The organism is Fictibacillus barbaricus (assembly GCF_031457135.1).
GTDB lineage: Bacteria > Bacillota > Bacilli > Bacillales > Fictibacillaceae > Fictibacillus > Fictibacillus barbaricus_A.
This window is the reverse complement of the sequence record NZ_JAVDWA010000006.1, coordinates 36,729-51,737: the sequence shown is the minus strand read 5'-3', so window position 1 is coordinate 51,737 and position 15,009 is coordinate 36,729. Positions and strand designations below refer to the sequence as shown.

At 38.6% G+C, this 15,009-nt stretch carries 12 protein-coding genes and 1 tRNA gene; 12 read left to right on the top strand and 1 reads right to left on the bottom strand.

The window, feature by feature from the left end; all coding sequences use genetic code 11:
* From J2X07_RS15450 to J2X07_RS15440, 3 genes are all read left to right on the top strand, one after another.
* Positions 1-1,449 carry a protein kinase domain-containing protein gene (locus J2X07_RS15450; protein ID WP_310260634.1) on the top strand — a complete coding sequence of 483 codons (1,449 nt, stop codon included), beginning with the start codon at positions 1-3 and terminating at the stop codon, positions 1,447-1,449.
* A gap of 392 nt (positions 1,450-1,841) precedes the next feature.
* Positions 1,842-2,021 carry a helix-turn-helix domain-containing protein gene (locus J2X07_RS15445; protein WP_310260632.1) on the top strand — a complete coding sequence of 60 codons (180 nt, stop codon included), beginning with the start codon at positions 1,842-1,844 and terminating at the stop codon, positions 2,019-2,021.
* A 132-nt stretch (positions 2,022-2,153) separates the two neighbouring features.
* Complete coding sequence (locus J2X07_RS15440) at positions 2,154-3,260, top strand: tyrosine-type recombinase/integrase (RefSeq protein ID WP_310260630.1); 1,107 nt, start codon at positions 2,154-2,156, stop codon at positions 3,258-3,260.
* Positions 3,261-3,377: 117 nt separating this feature from the next.
* Here the strand turns inward: J2X07_RS15440 and J2X07_RS15435 are convergent.
* A tRNA-Ala gene (locus J2X07_RS15435) sits at positions 3,378-3,453 on the bottom strand.
* Between the two features lie 562 nt (positions 3,454-4,015).
* Here J2X07_RS15435 and nagZ point away from each other — a divergent pair.
* The 9 genes from nagZ to nagE all read left to right on the top strand — a co-directional run bounded on the left by nagZ (position 4,016) and on the right by nagE (position 15,001).
* Positions 4,016-6,085, top strand: a complete 2,070-nt coding sequence (gene nagZ / locus J2X07_RS15430; protein WP_425590186.1) for a beta-N-acetylhexosaminidase — start codon at positions 4,016-4,018, stop codon at positions 6,083-6,085.
* A gap of 19 nt (positions 6,086-6,104) precedes the next feature.
* On the top strand, positions 6,105-7,370 hold the full coding sequence (locus J2X07_RS15425; RefSeq protein WP_310260627.1) for an exo-beta-N-acetylmuramidase NamZ family protein: 1,266 nt from the start codon (positions 6,105-6,107) through the stop codon (positions 7,368-7,370).
* Positions 7,371-7,489: 119 nt separating this feature from the next.
* Positions 7,490-8,671 carry an N-acetylglucosamine-6-phosphate deacetylase gene (gene nagA, locus J2X07_RS15420; protein ID WP_310260625.1) on the top strand — a complete coding sequence of 394 codons (1,182 nt, stop codon included), beginning with the start codon at positions 7,490-7,492 and terminating at the stop codon, positions 8,669-8,671.
* A gap of 2 nt (positions 8,672-8,673) precedes the next feature.
* On the top strand, positions 8,674-9,393 hold the full coding sequence (nagB, locus tag J2X07_RS15415) for a glucosamine-6-phosphate deaminase (RefSeq protein ID WP_310260622.1): 720 nt from the start codon (positions 8,674-8,676) through the stop codon (positions 9,391-9,393).
* 12 nt (positions 9,394-9,405) lie between these two features.
* On the top strand, positions 9,406-10,125 hold the full coding sequence (locus J2X07_RS15410) for a GntR family transcriptional regulator (protein WP_310260966.1): 720 nt from the start codon (positions 9,406-9,408) through the stop codon (positions 10,123-10,125).
* Between the two features lie 52 nt (positions 10,126-10,177).
* A complete protein-coding gene (locus J2X07_RS15405) occupies positions 10,178-11,551 on the top strand; it encodes a PTS transporter subunit EIIC (protein WP_310260620.1) in 1,374 nt (457 codons plus the stop codon).
* A gap of 18 nt (positions 11,552-11,569) precedes the next feature.
* Positions 11,570-12,628, top strand: coding sequence for a DUF871 domain-containing protein (locus J2X07_RS15400; RefSeq protein ID WP_310260618.1), 1,059 nt, complete (start codon positions 11,570-11,572; stop codon positions 12,626-12,628).
* A gap of 21 nt (positions 12,629-12,649) precedes the next feature.
* Positions 12,650-13,582: an N-acetylmuramic acid 6-phosphate etherase gene (gene murQ, locus J2X07_RS15395; RefSeq protein WP_310260615.1), complete on the top strand. Its 933-nt coding sequence runs from the start codon at positions 12,650-12,652 to the stop codon at positions 13,580-13,582.
* 15 nt (positions 13,583-13,597) lie between these two features.
* Positions 13,598-15,001: an N-acetylglucosamine-specific PTS transporter subunit IIBC gene (gene nagE / locus J2X07_RS15390; protein ID WP_310260612.1), complete on the top strand. Its 1,404-nt coding sequence runs from the start codon at positions 13,598-13,600 to the stop codon at positions 14,999-15,001.
* The last annotated feature ends 8 nt before the right edge of the window (positions 15,002-15,009 follow it).

The window sequence follows — 15,009 nt, the reverse complement described above, 5'->3', positions numbered from 1 at the left end:
ATGGTACGGAAACGATATATACTAGAATTAAAAAAGGATATGGAATTAGGGGATAAGTATGTTCTTCAAGAGTATGTAAGTGAAGGGACTTTTGGTCAAGTTTGGAGAGCTGTTCGGCGTGATAACAGTCAAACAGTAGCTTTAAAAATACCTAAAAGCCAAGAAAAGGGAGATAAGGTATTGACAGAGGGATTGAAGCTAAAGGGTCTCTCTCATCCTAATCTAATTCAAATATATGATATGGGTCGGGTCGACGGATATTTCATTATTGAGATGGAATATTTCGAAGGCCATCCATTATCCCAAGAGTTAACAAGCACTGGTATATCCTCTCTTCGTACTTTCCAAACAGTGTATGAAATATTCGAGAGGATCTTAGATGGTTTAGAATTCATGCACGATTTGAAGATAGCTCATGGAGATATTAAACCGGATAATATATTAGTTAAAGACGAACAAGTAAAAATTACAGACTTTGGGACAAGTCGCTTAATTGAAGATATCTTTGTAAAGTCAATTGATGGTGCGGGCACATATGCTTATATAGCGCCAGAAGTAGCTAATTCAAAGGAAAGATTTCTAAATTCAGATATATATTCACTTGGAGCTATTCTCTATCAATTTCTAACAGGGCAAACACCGCATGATACTTTTCTAGATGTCATTCATAATAAGCCTTTTCCACGTCCAAGAGAATTAAATAAGTCCATCCATGAAAAAATGGAACAAGTAATCCTAAAAGCCCTAGCACGTGATCCAGAGGACCGTTATCAACGTGTTGCTGAGCTGAGAAAGGATTTTAAACGAGCTATAGAAGAGCATCTCCATCAAGAAGCAAGAGAAAAGTATGTACCAAAAGCTACCCTTGTTGAAAAAAGGGATGCTCTTGAATTAGCAATAACTAATTGTAAGTTAGGGAAATTTAAGATTGCAGAAAAGATTCTTCAAACTGAGATTGCAAATGATCATGTTTATCCCGACATACTTCTTCAGTTATCATATGTTTACTTTAGAACAGATCGTCGTTTTGAGGCATTAATGACATTGGATAAAATAAATGTATATGATGTTGAAGAAACAAGAAGAGAAAACTTTTCCACCTCGATGCAAGAACTTAAAGCAAGAATTTTATTTTCGATCAAGAAATACGAAGAGGCTCAAAAAATCTTTCAACAATTAGTGCAACAGCAGCCTAAGTCTATAGACTATCGTTACCGCTTAGCGATATGCTTTGGATTGTGTAATAAGGAAGATAAAGCTATAAAGATTCTAGAAGATATAAATCAAGAGACTCCGGGAGTTTGGTTAGTAGTAAAAAAATTAGGTCAAGCATATGAGCAAAAAAGAGAGTACGAAAAAGCTAGGGGATATTTTAAATATGCTCATAGGTTGAAGCCGGATGATCAAGAAGTTATTAATAAGTTAAAAAAATATGATTTTTATCTATAAATTTAGTATTATTATTTTTGTTTAAGACGGTAAAAACCGTCCAATGATATTTTTACCTCACTGAATAGACAAATACGAGTTTGTAGAAGAAGATTTGAGGGTATTTTCTTTAACGTTAAAATAAAAATATAAACATAGATTGATTAAATTTTCCAAATATGGTTAAATCAATATAAGGTAGCAACCTTTCTTAAATTTTTTTAATGTCCTCCTTTTTGGGGGACGCCTTTATTTTATTGGCGGCTAATTATTAGTCAGCGGGAATGTTTATTAATTTGAACTCTTTGGAGTTTAGAATAGCACATGATTTAAGTGTGTATTTCTAATGTCCAAAGAGTTTTTTTTTGTGTTAACCAGCTTAATATCTTTAGCAACTGAAAGGAGTAATAACAATGAAAGATTTAGAAGCTTATCCGGATGTATTAAATGTAGAAGATATCCAGGTTATTTTAGGAATTGGAAGAAGACAAGCTTATGAGCTAATCTCCTCCCAACAGTTTCATTCAGTTAGGGTAGGAAAAAGAATCAAGATTTTAAAGAGAGTGTTTGTTAATTGGCTTTATGGACTTTAGTAGTATAGATGAAATTGAAATAATTGTAATTTTTAAATTAATTTTATATATTTGAGGTGGCATACATGTCACATCTCAAATATGAGATGTGCTTTTTAAGCACTCTCTTCTATAAAGTTAGGAGAGATTGAAATGAGAGGATCAATAAAGAAAAACGGAAATAGTTGGTACTATGTATTAGATCTTGGAAAAGATGAAAAGGGCTTAAGGAAACAAAAAAAGAAAAGGGGGTTTAAAACGAAGAAAGAAGCCGAGAAAGCTTTGGTTGAAGCTATTAATGCAATAAACAAAGGTACTTATATTGAACCCACTAAAATGACATATAAAGATTATTTAGAAAAGTGGTTTAACACCAAGAAAAACAGTATAGGGACCCAATCAGTCGTAGTTTATGAAAATTGCTTGCGAAAAAGAATAAAACCAAAACTTGGACATATTACCTTATCAAAATTATCTTCCATTCACATTCAATCTTTCATTGATAATTTGTATGATGAAGGATTAAGCAGCTGTACTATTAAAAAGTATTTTGAGATTATTAGAAATTCATTAGAGCATGCTGTGGACTTTAGTTTAATTAACAAAAACGTAGCAGTAAAAGTTAAACTTCCGAAAACTAATAATTCGGAAATGAAAGTATGGAACAACGAAGAAGTAAATCAATTCTTAAAAGTTGCAAAAGGCGATTTCTGCTATATTGTATTTAAATTAGCTTTGGCTACTGGTTTGCGACAAGGTGAAATACTGGGTTTAAGATGGAAAGACGTGGATCTTGAAAAAGGTTCGTTATATATTAAGCAAACATTAAGTCATGATGGTAAAAGTTTTAAACAAGGTGCAAAAACAAAATCGAGTAAACGTACAGTTGATTTATCCAAGTCAGCTATTAAGGCTTTAAAGGAACATAATTTATTAATCGAAAAAGAGAAAGAAACTTTAGGTCCAATTTATCAAGATTTTGATCTTGTTGCCTGCACCCACCACGGATCTCCGCATAATGCATCTAACATTAGAAGAAGTTTCAATAGATTAATTAAACTTGCAAAGGTCCCTAAAATTCGATTCCATGATTTAAGACATACTCACGCAACACTATTACTTTCAAAAGGTGTAAATATTAAAGTAATATCAGAAAGACTAGGACATAGTAATATTAAAGTTACTTTAGATACGTATTCACATGTCCTTCCCACCATGCAAGAGGAAGCAGTTCGGAAAATTGATGAAATCTTCGAATAAAGCGCCTTGTGACCAAAGCGTGACCAAAATGACATTTTGACTCACCATATAGAATTCATTCGAATTTTATAAAAAATAAAAACCCCTTATATAACAAGGGGTTTGAAGCTTTATGTATGGTGGAGACTAGCGGGATCGAACCGCTGACCTTTTGGCTGCCAGCCAAACGCTCTCCCAGCTGAGCTAAGCCCCCATTTGTATTGGTGCAAGTTGACTGCGATAGAAAAATTATACCCTCTGTCTTTGAAAGTGACAAGTAATTTTTTTATGTTGGGAAATCTTAAAATCAAAGCATAAGCCCCTCAAAATTAAGGGGCTTTTTTTAATAGGTTTATTTTTAAAAGATGGTTGATTAAGCATTAATTTTTACTGCCTCAAATGGAAAATTGATTTGGGTTATATAATGGCGGGAGCATCCAGCGCGATTAGGGGGACAGGTAGACCCCTTCACGTAAAGCAAGCGAGAATCCTTTAGCCGAAATCAGCTGATTTCAAAAATAACAATGATAGCAAAAAAACCGCTTTTAATTTTTACAGATAGAAAGGTCTTAACAGTTAAACAGTTAAACAGTAAGAAGAAGATTGTGGGCATTTTTTACTGAGGAAAAGTAGAAATTGAATTGGTATAGACAACTAGTCCTAGTGAGAGAGAGGACTTAAGTTCTGTTTTTACATGAAGCGACAGGAACCTTCCTTTTCTTACCGAAAAGTGTCAAAGAAAGAAAGCGCTGCCAAATTTGAGGAGGTTGGATAAATTGAAAGCTTTAAGGGTGATAGGGTCTGTATTATTAGCTGTCTTTTTGGTTGTTCCATTGTTCGCTGGAACAGGACAATCAAAAGTATTTGCTAAACAATGGGGAAAAGAAACGCTGATTATTGCTCAAAATATGCCCCAGCTTAGTGAAGAAATAAAGGGAGATACACTTAAACTTTCTGCTTTACAAACTCATCATGATGGTACATATGCAGAAGTAACGGAGAATCTGAAATGGGGCTCCACAAATGAAAATGTTGCATCTGTTGAAAATGGCACCGTTACATTAAGAGGCCATAACGGGAAAACCTTTATTTTTGTTACAGATGGCAAAGCATTCGACAGAATTGGAATACTTGTTAAGCATGGAAAAGCAGTATTCGAGAAACAAAAAGGTGGAAAATACGATTTAATTTCAAAAGCGATTAAAGCGATGTCTGTGGAAGAAAAAATCGGTCAAATGCTTATGCCGGATTTCCGTAATTGGAAAGGTCAGCCGGTTACTGAAATGAATGAAGAAATAAAAGCGTTAGTAAAAAAATATCATCTCGGAGGCGTCATTTTATTCCGTGAAAATGTAGTTACGACTGAGCAAACAGTAAGATTGGTAGATGAGTACAAGAAAGCCAATGAGAAATATGGTCTTTTGGTGTCAATCGACCAAGAAGGTGGAATTGTGACACGATTGCAGAGTGGTACCGATTTCCCAGGAAATATGGCGCTTGGTGCAACAAGGTCAGCAGAATTGGCAGAATCAGTCGGAAAATCCATCGGTTCTGAACTCGATTCGCTAGGAATCAACATGAATCTTGCTCCAGTACTGGACGTGAACAACAATCCTGATAATCCTGTTATTGGTGTTCGTTCTTTTGGAGAAGATCCAAAGTTAGTTGCAGAATTAGGAACGGCTTACACAAAAGGTTTACAAAGTGCTGGGATGGCTGCTACAGCAAAACACTTCCCGGGTCATGGAGACACTGCAGTCGATTCACATCTTGGTTTACCTTCTGTTCCCCATGATAAAGAACGGTTATTGAGAGTGGAACTCTATCCATTCCAGCAAGCGATGAATCAAGGGATTGATGCTATCATGACAGCACATGTTACGTTCCCGAAGATTGATCCTACAACTGTAATTTCCAAAAAAGACGGTACAGAGATAAACCTTCCTGCAACTTTGTCATACGAAGTTTTAACGAACTTGATGAGAAAAGAAATGGGCTTTAAAGGTGTTATCTCAACAGATGCACTCAATATGCAAGCAATCGTTGATCATTTTGGACCAGTGGATGCTGCCATTCGAGCTGTGAATGCGGGAACAGATATTGTTTTGATGCCAGTTGGTCTAGAAGAAGTTGCAAATGGTTTATATGATGCAGTAAAAAGCGGAGAAATCAAAGAAGAACGAGTAAATGAATCTGTAGAGCGCCTTTTAACGTTAAAAGCAAAACGTGGAATCTTTAAACAAATGACAGATAAACCAGTGGAAGAAAAAATAGCAAATGCTCAAAATGTTGTTGGAAACAGTGTTCATAAGGAAGTTGAAAAAGAAGTGGCACGCAAGTCTATCACATTAGTAAAAAACAGTGGGTTGCTTCCTGTAAATAAAGACAATGTCGATTCAGTTGTTGTTATCGGAAACACATACAGTCAATCTCTTCAGCAGGCTTTGTCAGTCTATAAGCCTTCTGTGGAATTGATCCAGTCAGCGCAAAAGCTTAATGAAGAACAGCTTAATAAAGTACGCAACGCAGATTTAGTTGTATTAGGAACATACACGTTCAACGTATCGGGCCGATTACCATCAAGTGCACAGATGCAGATGGTTAACCAAGTGATTCAAGCAGCTCCCAATAAAACAGTTGCCGTTGGAATTCGAAACCCTTACGACATTATGGCATTCCCGAATGTAACGGCTTATCTTGCTCAATATGGTTTCAGAGACGCCAGTTTTAAAGCCACGGCAGAAACCATTTTTGGAATGAACAATCCAACAGGAAAGCTTCCAGTTACGATTTATCAAGATGCAGATTCTGTTCTTTATCCATTTGGCCATGGTTTAGGTTATTAAAAGGAGGAGGAAAATCACGATGAAAAAATGGGGATTATTATTAGTTTTCATGCTCGCGCTTTCGGTTGTTCTTCCAAATACGCAATCAATAAACGCAAATAAGAGCAATTACGATCATTATCATAGGCAAAACTTTAAAACGGGTCTTGAAATGCTTCAAAAAGAAAAACTATCTCTTTTAGAAGGTAAAAAGGTGGGGTTAATTACGAACCCAACCGGAGTAGACCGAAATTTAAACAGCATTGTTGATGTGTTATACAATAATCCGAAAATCGAGTTAAAAGCATTATTCGGTCCGGAGCATGGTGTAAGAGGGAGCGCGCAAGCTGGACAGTATGTAGAATTCTATACAGATCCTAAAACAGGCCTTCCTGTGTACAGTCTATATGGACCAACGAAAAAGCCTACTCCTGAGATGCTGGATGGTATTGATGTCTTAGTGTTTGATATTCAAGATGTAGGAACCCGTTTCTATACGTACATTTATACAATGGCATATGCCATGCAAGCGGCTAAAGAAAACAACATCCCTTTTGTCGTCTTGGACCGTCCAAATCCGCTCGGTGGTTCACAAGTAGAGGGACCAGTTTTAGACCCTGAATATTCTTCATTTGTAGGATTGTATCCGATTCCTTTAAGACATGGCATGACGGTTGGCGAGCTGGCAAAATTATTTAATAAAGAATTCAATATTAATGCCGATTTAGAAGTGGTAAAGATGAAAGGATGGAAAAGATCTTGGACTTATGAAGAAAGTGGACTGGATTGGGTTCTTCCGTCACCGAATATGCCGACAAAAGACACTGCACTCGTATATCCAGGCAGCGCATTAATCGAAGGTACAAATGTATCAGAAGGAAGAGGGACTACGAAGCCGTTTGAGCTAATCGGTGCACCTTTTATTAATGGAGATGACTTGGCATCCGCATTAAATGCACAAGCACTTCCTGGTGTGAAGTTCCGTTCTGCATCTTTTATTCCATCGACCTCAAAGTTTACTGGGAAACTCTCTCATGGAGTCGAAATACATGTAACAGACGAAAAATTATTTCAGCCTGTTTTAACAGGTATAGCGTTGGTGAAAACAATCCACGATATGTATCCTGATGATTTTGCTTTCCGCGCAGAGGACAGTGCAGGGAAATCTTACTTCGACCTTTTAATCGGAAACGGTTGGGTAAGAGAAGCTATCGAATCTGGCAGTTCAGTAGAGGATATTGTTTCACGTTATAACGATGAGCTAGAGCAATTTAAAAAATTAAGAGAGAAATATTTACTCTATTAATCTAAAAAATAGCTAGGGTAAAATGACCTTAGCTATTTTTTGTTTGAATTTTCTGACTGGTATAGACAACTAGTCATAGGAATGATACTCTTTACATAAAGTGATAAAGGGGAGTGGACATGGATCAACCTATTTTATTGAACGGTGCGTATATAGATGAACATGGTACATACGTAGAAAGTGGCTTCCTCTTTATCAAAGACGGAAAAATTGATTACATCGGCAAGAAAAATCCGCTTCCAAACGAAGAAGAAATAAAAACGTATGTGATTGCTGAAGGATCTGTCATGATTCCTGGCATGATCGATGTGCATATTCATGGAGCTGCCGGAGCAGATGTCATGGACGGAACAGAAGATGTGCTTAATAAAATGGCGAGAGCCCTTCCTGCTGAAGGGACTACTTCTTTTCTAGCCACAACGATGACCGAAAATATCGATTCTATCGAGAAAGCACTGATTCAAACAGCTTCTTTTATAAAGGGACAAAAGCCAGGATCTGCAGAAATTATCGGCATCCATCTAGAAGGTCCTTTTATATCAGAGAAACGTGCAGGAGCTCAGCCGAAAAAATTCATAAAACAACCGAATGTCAATCTGTTTAAAGAATTGCAGCAGCTTTCTGAAAATCATATAAAACTAGTAACACTTGCACCGGAAGCAGAAGGAGGGCATAGTCTCGCAAACTACTTAAATAATACGGGCTGTATTGCATCGATTGGACATAGTGACAGCACTTTTAAAGAAGTAAAAGAGGGAATCGAATCAGGTATTTCACACGTCACTCATTTGTTTAATGGGATGAGAGGCATCCATCATCGAGACCCAGGAGTAGCAGGTGCAGCTCTCATTCAAGACGAACTGATGGTAGAAATGATTGTTGACGGTGTTCATGCAAGTCCAGAAATGATAAAGCTTGCTTTTCATTCTACAGGAGCTGACCGGACCTTGCTGATTACGGATTCCATGCGTGCAAAAGGATTAGGTAATGGCGAGTATACACTAGGCGGTCAGCATGTGACAGTGTTGGATGGCCAGGCAAGACTTGAGGACGGAACACTCGCAGGCAGTATTTTAAGTATGGATAATGCGGTGAGAAATATGATTCAGTACACAGGTTGTTCATTATCGGACATTGTCAAAATGACGAGTGCAAATGCTGCAAAGGAACTGAAGGTTTTTGATAGAAAGGGCAGCCTCTCAAAAGGGAAAGATGCAGATATCACGGTGCTTTCTCAGGACCATCAAATCCTTATGACCTTTTGCCGCGGGGAGCTTTCCTATCATCGGAAGGAGGAGTAAGCATGAATCTTATTTCCGTTACTGATGAAGAAGAATTAAGCCGGACGGCGGCAGAGATTTTATTTGCAAAAATAAAGTCCGCGGACAGATTGGTCTTTGGCTTGCCAACTGGCAATACGCCATTAGGCATGTACCGATACCTTTCGAAATATAGTAATGAATATAAGCAATCTTATCAGCACGTCTATACGGTAAATTTGGATGAGTATGCAGGTTCTGAAACGTATCACAACTATATGGAGAAACACTTTTTTCAAAATATTGATATCCCTTCTGAGCATACACATCTCCCTAATGGAAAAGCGGATAATCTGGAGGATGAATGTGTCAGGTATGAAGGATTAATCAGCAAGCTCGGCGGTATTGATGTGCAGGTTTTAGGTATCGGAGAGAATGGACATATCGGTTTTAATGAACCAGGAACAAATTTTGACGCTAGAACGCATGTCGTTAAGCTTACACCATCCACCCTTCAAGCTAACGCTAAATATTTTACCAATGAAGAACAGCCAACTGAAGCCATTACGATGGGGATCGGTACGATATTGGAAAGCAAAGAAATCCTTTTACTGGCTGCCGGTGAACGTAAAGCACGAGCTGTTATGGAACTATTAAAAGGTTCTTTAAATGAAGAGATTCCTGCTACAGCTTTGACCATGCATCCAAATGTGACTGTACTGGCAGATCAAGGTGCAAGAATGCTTCTAGATAAGGAGAGTTGAATCATTCTTATGATTATTGATAAAACATCACCAGTACCTCTTTATTATCAAATTGAAGAGGCGATTAAACTTAAGATTGATAAAGGAGAATGGGAATCTGGGTCAATGATTTCGTCCGAAAGAGAATTCGCTGAAAACTATGAAGTGAGCCGCATGACAGTCCGTCAAGCAATCAACAATTTAGTGAATGACGGCTATTTAACAAGGCGAAAAGGTAAAGGGACGTTTGTATCCGGTAAAAAAATTGAGCAAAAGTTATTAGGCTTAACCAGTTTTACTGAAGATATGAAAGCGAGAGGATATAAGCCAGCTTCTAAACTCGTATCCTTTCAAACCATTCAAGCTAATCATCAAATTGCAAAGGTGCTGGAAATATCCCATAACAATGAAATTTATGAGATTAAACGGGTTCGTTTAGCAAACGATGTGCCGATGGCGATCGAAACTACTTTCGTTCCGGCACAATTAATACATTTGCAAGAAAGCCATATTCAAGACGGCTCACTGTATTCTCAAGTAGAACAAGCAGGATTTCATATCGATTATGCGACACAAAGTCTCGAGGCTTCTATTGCACGAGAAAAAGAGAGTGAGATTTTAGAGATTGCCAAAGGCGCACCTGTCTTGCTTATACAAAGACAAACGTATTTGACAAACGGAAAACCACTCGAAGTTGTTCACTCCGTATACCGCGGAGACCGCTACAAATTTATGATTGATATGAAACGCTAATAGTAGCGTTTTATATAAAAATGAAAGCGATTTCAAAAAGGGGGAAGGTAAAATGGGGAAAGAGCAGCAAATGGCCACAAGCATCATAGAAAACCTCGGCGGCGCATCTAACATTAAAACGTTGATGCACTGTATGACAAGAATCAGGGTGAACCTGCATGATTCGTCTAAAGTAAATATGGCTGGATTAAAAGATGTGGATGGTGTGTTAGGTGTTGTAGAAGATGATACACTTCAAATCATCGTAGGTCCAGGAATTGTGAACAGAGTAACACTGGCGATGAGTGAAGAAACAGGCATGAATATTCATGCTGTTGATGAAACAGACCCGATGGACCTTGAGCAGATGGCACGTATGAATAAAGATGCCATCAATAAGAAAAATGCTACACCATTCAAACAATTTTTACGCAAAATCGCGAGTATATTCATTCCGTTAATTCCAGCGATCGTAGCATCTGGTTTGATCGCAGGAATCACGAACGTAGCACTAAGATTAGATGCAAACCCAGATTCTTCATTCATTCAAATGCTTGGGTTGATTGGCTGGGGAGTATTTGGTTATCTGGCAGTGTTCGTAGGGATCAACACAGCGAAAGAGTTTGGAGGAACACCTGCTTTAGGAGGAGCGGCTGGTATTCTGCTTATCAACCCAGGACTTGCTAACATTAAGCTTTTTGGTGAAGCATTAGTTGTTGGACGCGGTGGTTTAATCGGAGTTATGCTTGCAGCTATTTTAATCGCATTTTTAGAAAAGCGTATTCGAAAGGTTGTTCCAGCAGCTATTGATATTATCGTAACACCTACACTTGCGTTATTAATTACAGGATTTGCTACCTTATATATTCTTCAGCCTGTTGGCGGTTTTTTATCAGATTTAATTACAAAAGGGTTATTAAACCTAATTGATATTGGCGGTGTTTTCTCTGGACTTATTCTAGCAGGTACATTCTTACCATTGGTTGTAACAGGACTTCACCAAGGACTGACTCCTGTTCATATGGAACTTATTAACACAATAGGTGATGATCCATTACTTCCGATTCTTGCAATGGGTGGAGCAGGCCAAGTTGGAGCGGCATTTGCCATTTACTTTAAAACGAAAAATCAAAGACTGCGCAAAGTGATTAAAGGCGGTCTTCCAGTAGGCATGCTCGGAATTGGAGAGCCGTTAATTTTCGGTGTTACTCTTCCGCTTGGCCGTCCGTTCTTAACAGCGTGTTTAGGAGCTGCTGTTGGAGGAGCATTCCAAGCCCTCTTTAAAGTTGCGACAATTGCGATCGGCGTTTCTGGTATCCCGCTTGTGTTCTTAGTAAATACCAATCAAATGCTGCTTTATATTATAGGATTAGCTATTGCTTATATCTTTGGATTTATCTTTACATGGACATTTGGATTTAAAGAAAGCATGGCTAAAGACATTTAAACAGGAGTTGAATGCTTTTTGTGCTTAGGGATATCCATTTATTTAAGCGAGCCTGAATCTTTTAATACAAATTGGATTCAAAAATGTGCTGAAAACGGATTTCAATACATTTTTACTTCTTTACACATTCCAGAAGAAAAAGGGGAAGGTGTTTCGTTTACGGAAAAAGTAAAAAGGCTAGGAGAAACAGCTCAAAGCGTTCATATGGATGTAATGGCAGATCTATCACCGGCATCCCTTGAACGATTAGGTATAGCGTTTCGTGAACTTCCGATTCTGAAGGAATGGGGAATAACAGGAGTGAGATTGGATTATGGGTTTACAGCTAAGCAGATTGCTTGGCTGTCCCATTCTCTAAAAGTCGGACTTAATGCAAGTACAATTGATGAAGAACAGCTGAAAGACCTTGTTGAAGAAGGGCTAAATACCAGCCAGGCAGAAGCATGGCATAATTTTTATCCGAAGCCTTTTACAGGGATTTCTAAAATGGCATTAAAAGAACGCAATGAGATGTTTCATCAATATGGACTGAAAACGATGGCCTTTATTCCGGGAAACCAAAAATTAAGAGGACCACTGCAGGAAAGGCTCCCAACGATTGAAGATCATCGAAATGTAACCCCATTAGAATCAGCATTAGAACTAAAAAAATTGGGCACGGATAAAATTTGTGCAGGAGATATTAGCCTCTCTGATCATTCGGTCAATGAACTAAAATTTTTAACGGAACAAGTTATACCGCTCTATGTGAAATTTAACAAAGACTATGAAAGGTTTTATAATACGGTTCACATGAATCGTATGGATGCTGCACAATATGTCATTCGATCTGCAGCATCCAGAGAAGCCGGAATTCATTATGAACCCGAATCCTATACAGATGACTATTTTAATGAAGGCGATATAACGGTTGATAACACGCTGTATGGGAGATATTCGGGTGAACTCCAGATTTGTTTGCAGAAACTGCCTGCGAACAAAAAAGTAAATGGTGCAGGCAAGGTTTGTAAAGAAAGCAAGCCGCTGCTCAAATATATAGGCGGCGGAAAAAAGTTTACCTTTTTGCCCATAGAGTGATGATCATAACTAAAACAATATATGAGTACAACACGAAGGGAGATCAAAATGGATTTAACCAAATTGGCTACCGAGAGAAGAAATCCGGATACGCTGAATATCGACGAACTTTCTGCTTTAGAAGTCGTCCAAAAAATACATGAAGCTGATTTACAAGTAGCCAGTTGCATCACACCTGCTTTAAAGGAAATCAGTATCGTTGCTGAAAAAGCAGTCGAAGCCTTCGAAAATGGCGGAAGATTGCTTTATATTGGTGCAGGAACGAGCGGGCGTCTCGGAGTATTGGATGCATCAGAATGTCCGCCAACTTATGGAACAGATCCAAAGCTGGTCATAGGTCTTATTGCTGGCGGAGAATTCGCACTTCGGAATGCGATTGAAGGTGCAGAAGACGATGCTGAACTAGGGAAAAGTGATCTGCAAAAAGAGAATATAACTGAAAAAGATGTTGTTGTTGCTATTGCCGCATCTGGAAGAACGCCATACTGCCTTGGAGCCATGGAATATGCGAAGCAGCAAGGAGCACATACAGCGGCATTAGTATGTTCCATGAACTCTCCAATGGAAAAACTGGCAGATACGAGTTTAGTAGTCGTACCAGGTCCTGAAGTAGTTACAGGGTCAACGCGAATGAAAGCAGGTACTGCCCAAAAGCTTGTATTAAACATGATTTCAACAACGAGCATGATTAAGTGGGGGAAAGTGTACAGCAATTTGATGGTTGATGTACAACCGACGAATGAAAAGCTAAAGCAACGGGCAAGAAATATCATTGTGGAAGCCACAGGCGTATCTGAAGAAGAGGCAGATACAGCTTTAAAAGAACAAAACGGAAACACAAAAGCTGCTATTTTCCAGCTGATTACAGGCGTTTCAGCGGATGAAGCAAAAGGTTATGTAGAGAAGCAGAACGGCAGACTGAAAGATGCTATAAAATTGTATTCTCAAAAATGAAAGGGGTAGGTTGTCATGTTGGGTTTCTTACAACGAATTGGCCGGGCACTTATGCTGCCAATCGCAGTTCTTCCCGCAGCCGGTTTATTGCTGCGTTTTGGTCAGTCAGACATGCTGGACATTCCGTTTTTGGCTGCAGCAGGTAACGCGATATTTGGTCATTTAGCTCTCATCTTTGCGATTGGCGTAGCTGTAGGTATAGCAAAAGACAGTAATGGGGCAGCTGGTCTTTCCGGTGCTATTGGATATTTCGTATTAACAGAAGGCGGGAAATCCTTTGCAGAGACAGTAATGGGTACAAAAGAATTTGATATGTCGGTCCTTGGAGGAATTCTAGCAGGGGTTATTGCAGGGCTATTATATAATAAATTTAGTAATACGAAACTCCCGGACTGGCTTTCTTTCTTTGGAGGCAAACGTTTTGTACCGATTATTACGGCAGGAACCATGGTTCTTTTGGCTATCGTATTCGGGGTCGTTTGGCCATATGTTCAAATGGGATTAGAAAATGTCGGTGAGTGGATCACAAGTGCAGGAGCATTAGGTGCTGCTATTTTTGGTTTCTTTAACCGTCTTTTGATTCCTTTAGGACTTCACCATGTATTAAATAGTTTCTTATGGTTTGTATATGGAGAGTTTACAGGGGAAAACGGAAAAGTAACAGGAGACCTCTCCAGATTCTTTGCAAATGATCCTAAAGCTGGTTTTTACATGGCTGGTTTCTTCCCGGTTATGATGTTTGGGCTTCCAGCTGCTTGCTTAGCTATGATTCATACTGCGAAAAAACACCGTAAAGCGGCAGTAGCGGGAATGCTTGGAAGTATGGCACTTACTTCGCTAGTAACAGGTATTACCGAGCCGATCGAATTTGCTTTTATGTTTTTATCTCCGCTGTTATATGTTATTCATGCATTATTAACAGCTGTATCGATGGCAGTCGCTGTACTTCTTGATATTCACCATGGATTTACGTTCTCAGCAGGAGCACTCGATTATTTCTTAAACATACGTAAAGCACATAATGGCTGGCTTCTGCTGCCTATAGGTGCTGTATACTTTGTGCTCTATTACGTTGTGTTCCGTTATGTAATCGTAAAACTAGATTTAAAGACTCCAGGGCGTGAAGATGAGGATGTTGTTGTAGCAGAGGCTGCTGCCACAGCTGCCACAGCAAATGAAAAGTATGATGCTGCAGCAAATGAATATTTAGCGGCATTGGGCGGAAAAGAAAACATCGTATTGCTAGAAAACTGCATTACACGCTTGCGTCTGCAGATTAAGGATATTACAAAAGTAGATGAAGGAGCTCTTAAAAAGGCAGGATCAAAAGGGCTAGTCAAATTAAATAACCAAAACATACAAGTAGTAGTAGGTTCAGAGGTAGAACCGATTGCAGATAGTATGAGAGAGAAGCTATAAAGAAACAT

Bases quoted from the DNA above. Each gene is read 5' to 3' on its own strand.
- J2X07_RS15450 (WP_310260634.1), top strand. From the start codon at position 1: ATGGTACGGAAACGATATATACTAGAATTAAAAAAGGATATGGAATTA.
- J2X07_RS15445 (WP_310260632.1), top strand. From the start codon at position 1,842: ATGAAAGATTTAGAAGCTTATCCGGATGTATTAAATGTAGAAGATATC.
- J2X07_RS15440 (WP_310260630.1), top strand. From the start codon at position 2,154: ATGAGAGGATCAATAAAGAAAAACGGAAATAGTTGGTACTATGTATTA.
- J2X07_RS15425 (WP_310260627.1), top strand. From the start codon at position 6,105: ATGAAAAAATGGGGATTATTATTAGTTTTCATGCTCGCGCTTTCGGTT.
- nagA (WP_310260625.1), top strand. From the start codon at position 7,490: ATGGATCAACCTATTTTATTGAACGGTGCGTATATAGATGAACATGGT.
- nagB (WP_310260622.1), top strand. From the start codon at position 8,674: ATGAATCTTATTTCCGTTACTGATGAAGAAGAATTAAGCCGGACGGCG.
- J2X07_RS15405 (WP_310260620.1), top strand. From the start codon at position 10,178: ATGGGGAAAGAGCAGCAAATGGCCACAAGCATCATAGAAAACCTCGGC.
- murQ (WP_310260615.1), top strand. From the start codon at position 12,650: ATGAGTACAACACGAAGGGAGATCAAAATGGATTTAACCAAATTGGCT.
- nagE (WP_310260612.1), top strand. From the start codon at position 13,598: ATGTTGGGTTTCTTACAACGAATTGGCCGGGCACTTATGCTGCCAATC.